Here is a 4691-nt window from a genome sequence, read left to right on the forward strand (position 1 = left end):
TTCAGCTTTGTTGACGGACGGAACCGGGTCAAGCCATATCGGAGAACCGCCAGATGGATCTGCAGCTGATCCCAACAGGCTCGCAATGCCCAGGACCAGGTTCTTCGGTGAAATCTTCCGCTTTCGAATCCTGGCGATAGGGTTATCAATGGCTTGGAAGCCTTAGATGACCCTTGGAAACCGGATGCCTGACGTTTGACCTTCGACCCTGCCCCTTTCCTTGCGGCTTGCGTTTCGATTGATCTGGAGGTCGATCCGAAGTCTGCGCGGATCTTTGCCTTTGCGGCGGTGCGGGGTGAGGCGGCGCTGGTTCACAAGGGAGCCGTGCTGGACCCTGCGCTGGATCGGCTGGAGGCGCTGTGCGACGGGGCGGCGCATCTGGTGGGCCACAACATCCTGCGCCATGACCTGCCGCATCTGGTGGCCAATCGGGCGCGGCTTGCGGGGTTGGGGGCGGCCCCGACAGATACGCTGTGGGTGAACCCCTTGGCGTTTCCGCGCAATCCTTACCACCATCTGGTCAAACACTATCAAGATGGTCGGCTACAGGTCGGGCATGTGAATGACCCCGAACAGGACGCGCGGCTGGCGTTGCAGGTGCTGGCGGATCAGATCTCGGCTTTTACCCGGCTGGGGCAGGAGATGCCGGATGCTCTTCTGGCCTATCACCATCTGACGACGCGGGGCGAGGCAGCGGGCGGGTTCGACGCGCTGTTCCAATCCTTGCGCGGTCCTGCACCGGATGAGGCCGCAGCCCATGCCGCCATCCGTCGCCTGCTGGAAGGCCGCGCATGCAATCACCGGCTGGACCAGACTCTGGGCCGCCTGTCCGATCCGCGCAACAGCTGTCCTCAGCATGGTGCTGCGGCAAACGACCGGGTTCGTCGAGAGCCTGCTGAGCCTGATGGGCCTTGACTGGGAGGTGCCGAACTTCAGCACGCTGTCACGGCGGAAGAAGAGTCTGACGGTCAGGATTTCCTGTCGTGGATCGGACGCGCCGCTGCACCTGCTGGCGGACAGCACGGTGAGGGAAGTGGATGGCACCTGGGCCGGGTTCGGTGAGTTTCATCCGGACGTAGACCGCGTCCTTCCCGGCATCTACGCCGACGATGAAGAGCGGGATCTTTGCCTTGTTGCTGCGGGTGGGTCGGCGGGGCCAGACCGGGATGCCGGGGGCGCGGCGCCCTTTGATCGCCCAGATGCGGCGCGCGAGGCGGGTGCGGCAGAACTCGTAGGCCATCTTGGTGTGGTGGCCGCCGATGTCCACCGCAACAGCGAGAACCGGCAGGTCGCCATAGTTCCCGTTCAGCACGCCATCCAGATCGGACCAGAGGCGCGGGCCGGAAAAGGCTTACTGGATAACAATTTCGTAAATCATGCAGCATTTGAAAGCTTTTTGAGCCCATAAGCCGATGAAATCCCGAAATAGTGTCCAGTTCCTGTCCCTGCAACCAAAAAACTAAACGATATCAAATAGATAAAACCCGACGTAAACCGTCGGGTTTTGTGCGTTGCAGTTTACATCAACGCCACATCAACGTTTGACGAGTCCCCCTGTAACCCAAGGGGGCTTTTTGCGTTTCGGGGCCATCGGCCCCGCCGCGCGCGCCCGGTTGAAAGCATCGTTCTGATCCAGTATATGAGTTAGCCATACTATGGAGGCGCGGATGTCATCCGCAGGTCACCTCCCGATCATCGTCGTGCGATCCGACATGAACTGTCCCGCCCGCTGGCGGACGTGTTCTTCGCCTAGCTGAAGGCACAGGCCGCCCGGGTCTCGCGCAAGTCCGATCTCGGCGAAGCCATGGCCTACATGCTCCGCCGGCAGGAGGGCTTCCGTCTGTTTAAGGACGATGGGCGCGTCGACAGTAATCGACCGGTTGTTACCGTGGTGACTGGGCCTTGATGCGTGCGACGAGTTCTGCGTCATCGACGAAGTCGTCGAGGAACGCGTGCCAGGTTTCGGTAGTGATACGCGCGTCCCTGAGCATGTCTTTTAGCTCGTCGATGCCGTCATCGGTCAGGGCGGCAATGGTGTCGTCTGGGCCGGTATAGACGCTGATGATCGAGCCGTAGCTCAGGTTGTCGTCGTTATAGATGATGGCTTCGAGAAGCTCGGGATCTTCGCCCAGCATCTTGGCGATGTAGTCGAGGGTGCAGACATGGGTAACGGTTGCCATCAGGCGGCCTCGGATAGCGTTGCGGGAAGCGGGGACCAGTTCCAGGGCAGCAGTTCATCAAGGCGGTTGATCTTGTGATCGTTGATACGGCTCAGGATATCCGTCAGATAGGCTTGCGGATCGAGGCCGTTCATTTTGGCGGTCTCGATGACGGTCATCGCGCGGGCCAGCGTCTCGGCACCGGTATCGGCCCCGGCAAAGAGCCAGTTCTTTCTGCCGATTCCAATCGGGCGCAGGGCGCGTTCGGCTGGATTGTTGTCGATGGCCACCCGGCCATCCTCAAGGAAGAGGCTGAACGAGGCACGCCGGCTGAGGCCATAGCGGAAGGCCTTGGCCAGATCGCCCTTGCCGGGGATCAGGTTAAGTTGGTGCTCAGACCAAGCGAAGAAGGCCTCGACCTTCTGGGCGCTGTGCTTTTGGCGTGTGGCCAGACGGATATCGGCGGGACGACCGGTGATCTCCCGCTCGATGTCGTAAAGCGCGCCGATTTGGTCGAGCGCCTCGCGGGCGATAGCAGATTTCGTCTTGCTCCATTCATCATGGAAGTCACGTCGGAGGTGCGCCCAGCATGCCGCCTCGATAAGGCGGGGTGATCCGTCAGGGGCAGGACCATAAAGCTTCGCATAGCCTTTGTAGCCATCGGCCTACAGGATGCCGCGTGTCTTCTCCAGATGGCGATGGACGTGTTCTTCCTTCCAGTCTGGCGCGAAGGCATAGACCGCGCCGGGCGGCGCGGTGCCTGCCCAAGGGCGCTGATCGCGGATATAGGCCCAGATCCGCCCCTTCTTCACCCCCTTGCCCAGCCCCTTGTCGCGCTGCGAGCGGTCAAGCACCCGGATCGGTGTGTCGTCGGCATGCAGAAGGTCACTGGCCATCACATCCGCCTCGATCCTCTCGATCAGTGGGGCCAGCACCCTCATGGCGCGGCCACACCAATCGACCAAGGTGCTGTCCGGGATATCCGCACCCATCCGGGCGAAGATTTCATGTTGGCGATACAAAGGAAGGTGGTCGTCGAATTTGGAGACGAGGATATGCGCCAGTAGGCCTGCACCAGCCATGCTACCGGGGATCGGCCGGCTTGGGGCGGGCACTTGCACCATGCGTTCGCAACGGCGACAGGATTTCTTCAGCCGGGCGATCTGGACGACCTTCAGTTGCGCCGCAATCAGATCCAGCATCTCGCTGGCATCTTCGCCCACCAGGCGCAGATCACCGCCGCAGTCGGGGCAGCAGCTGCCGGGATCCAGCTCCTGCCGCTCGCGCGGCGTGCTGTCCGAGACCCGGGGGCGACGGCGAGAGAGGCGATCTGCAGTATCCGCGTCAGGTTCAAAGCCGGTGGTTTCCGGCGCGCCATCCAGAACCACCGTCTCGCTTTCGGCCGCGGCGATGAGCAGATCCTCCAGCGCCAGCTCCAGCTGCTCAAGCTCGCGTTCGATCTTTTCCGAGGACTGGCCGAACACCTGCTTCTTCAGCTTGGCAATGCGCAGCCGCAGGGTCTGGATCAACTGGTCATGGGCGCGCAGCGTGGCTGAGATCTTGGCGTTTTCCGCCTGCAAATCCGCAATCAACGCCTTCAGGAGCGCTGGATCATCCGGGAGATTTTGGGCCACATTCGACATGCGTCCAATTACCATAAGACAGGCGGATTTGCTATAAAAACAAGGGTTTCAGCAGGATAAATTCAACAAACACGGGCCGGTGGAGCCCCCCAGCCCGGCCTGCGCCAATCAATTCCTTCCCATAGCATGGCGAGTTGTGCCGAGGTCAGACGCACCGCGCCATCGCCGCGCATAGGCCAAGGAAAGCGGCCCCTTTGCAGCACCTTGTAATAGAGGCAGAAGCCTTGCCCGTCCCAATGCAAGAGCTTCAACCTGTCGCCGCGACGACCACGGAACGCGAACACGGCGCCATCGGTCGGCTTTTGTCGCAGATGATCCTGCGCGAGGGCAGCCAACCCCTCGATGCCCTTCCTCATGTCGGTCACGCCACAGGCCAGATAGACCCGAACGCCTGTGCCCGGCCCGATCATGCCCCTTCCACAGCCCGGATCAATTGCGTCAGCGTGGTCATATCCAGCACCGGATCGAAGCGCAGGCAGCGGCCACTCGCCAGTTGCAGCTCGATCTGGGCAACGCGCGGAACTTCTGCCCGGACGCCTCCAGGCGGCACCGCCAATTCCATAGGCCTGGCCAGCTCCACCGGAAGAAACAGCGCCTCCGGAAAGGCCGAAAGCAACCCCTTCTTCTTCAGATCGTGCCGCCACGCGTAGATCTGCTGCCGGGTCACATCATGCCGTTGAGCAACCTGCGTCACAGTCGCATCACCTACGCCAACAGACATAACGATCTCGAGCTTCTCATCGTCGCTCCACCGTCGCCGCCGCTCAAGTCCCAGAATATCACCACGCATCGCAAGCCCCGCATAAGACACGTCGTTAACGACGTCGCTATGCACGTCCCATAAACGATCATCCCAACTTCAGGCAGGCGGTGCCAACCGAGCCGTTAC

The 4691-nt window shown here is 61.4% G+C and carries 4 protein-coding genes and 4 pseudogenes; 3 read left to right on the plus strand and 5 right to left on the minus strand.

Annotation, left to right across the window (positions count from 1 at the left end; translation table 11 throughout):
• The first annotated feature begins 195 nt into the window (after positions 1-195).
• Positions 196-915, plus strand: coding sequence for a hypothetical protein (locus Q8K08_RS05025; protein WP_305249369.1), 720 nt, complete (start codon positions 196-198; stop codon positions 913-915).
• Positions 848-1048, plus strand: a pseudogene (locus Q8K08_RS05030) (transposase); the annotation flags it as partial. The gene Q8K08_RS05025 and the pseudogene Q8K08_RS05030, both read left to right, overlap by 68 nt.
• A 30-nt stretch (positions 1049-1078) precedes the next feature.
• On the opposite strand, the pseudogene Q8K08_RS05035 reads toward Q8K08_RS05030, so the two are convergent.
• Positions 1079-1312 (minus strand): annotated as a pseudogene (locus tag Q8K08_RS05035) (terminase gpA endonuclease subunit); the annotation flags it as partial.
• Positions 1313-1666: 354 nt separating this feature from the next.
• Between Q8K08_RS05035 and Q8K08_RS05040 the strand changes: the two are divergent.
• Positions 1667-1885: pseudogene (locus Q8K08_RS05040) on the plus strand (transposase); the annotation flags it as partial.
• On the opposite strand, the gene Q8K08_RS05045 reads toward Q8K08_RS05040, so the two are convergent.
• The 4 genes and pseudogenes from Q8K08_RS05045 to Q8K08_RS05060 form a co-directional block, all read right to left on the minus strand.
• Complete coding sequence (locus Q8K08_RS05045; RefSeq protein ID WP_305249370.1) at positions 1884-2180, minus strand: hypothetical protein; 297 nt, start codon at positions 2178-2180, stop codon at positions 1884-1886. The pseudogene Q8K08_RS05040 and the gene Q8K08_RS05045 overlap by 2 nt on opposite strands.
• Positions 2180-3802: pseudogene (locus Q8K08_RS05050) on the minus strand (IS66 family transposase). The gene Q8K08_RS05045 and the pseudogene Q8K08_RS05050 overlap by 1 nt, the downstream one beginning before the upstream one ends.
• Before the next feature lie 62 nt (positions 3803-3864).
• A complete protein-coding gene (gene tnpB, locus Q8K08_RS05055) occupies positions 3865-4212 on the minus strand; it encodes an IS66 family insertion sequence element accessory protein TnpB (RefSeq protein ID WP_305249371.1) in 348 nt (115 codons plus the stop codon).
• Positions 4209-4592: a transposase gene (locus tag Q8K08_RS05060; protein WP_305249372.1), complete on the minus strand. Its 384-nt coding sequence runs from the start codon at positions 4590-4592 to the stop codon at positions 4209-4211. The genes tnpB and Q8K08_RS05060 overlap by 4 nt, the downstream gene beginning before the upstream one ends.
• Positions 4593-4691: the final 99 nt, after the last annotated feature.

The sequence above is a fragment of the Pseudotabrizicola sp. genome, assembly GCF_030684215.1.
Lineage (GTDB): Bacteria > Pseudomonadota > Alphaproteobacteria > Rhodobacterales > Rhodobacteraceae > Pseudotabrizicola.

What these genes read in the sequence shown, in the direction of transcription:
- Q8K08_RS05045 (WP_305249370.1), bottom strand. Translation starts at nt 2,180, where the DNA reads ATGGCAACCGTTACCCATGTCTGCACCCTCGACTACATCGCCAAGATG.
- tnpB (WP_305249371.1), bottom strand. Translation starts at nt 4,212, where the DNA reads ATGATCGGGCCGGGCACAGGCGTTCGGGTCTATCTGGCCTGTGGCGTG.
- Q8K08_RS05060 (WP_305249372.1), bottom strand. Translation starts at nt 4,592, where the DNA reads ATGCGTGGTGATATTCTGGGACTTGAGCGGCGGCGACGGTGGAGCGAC.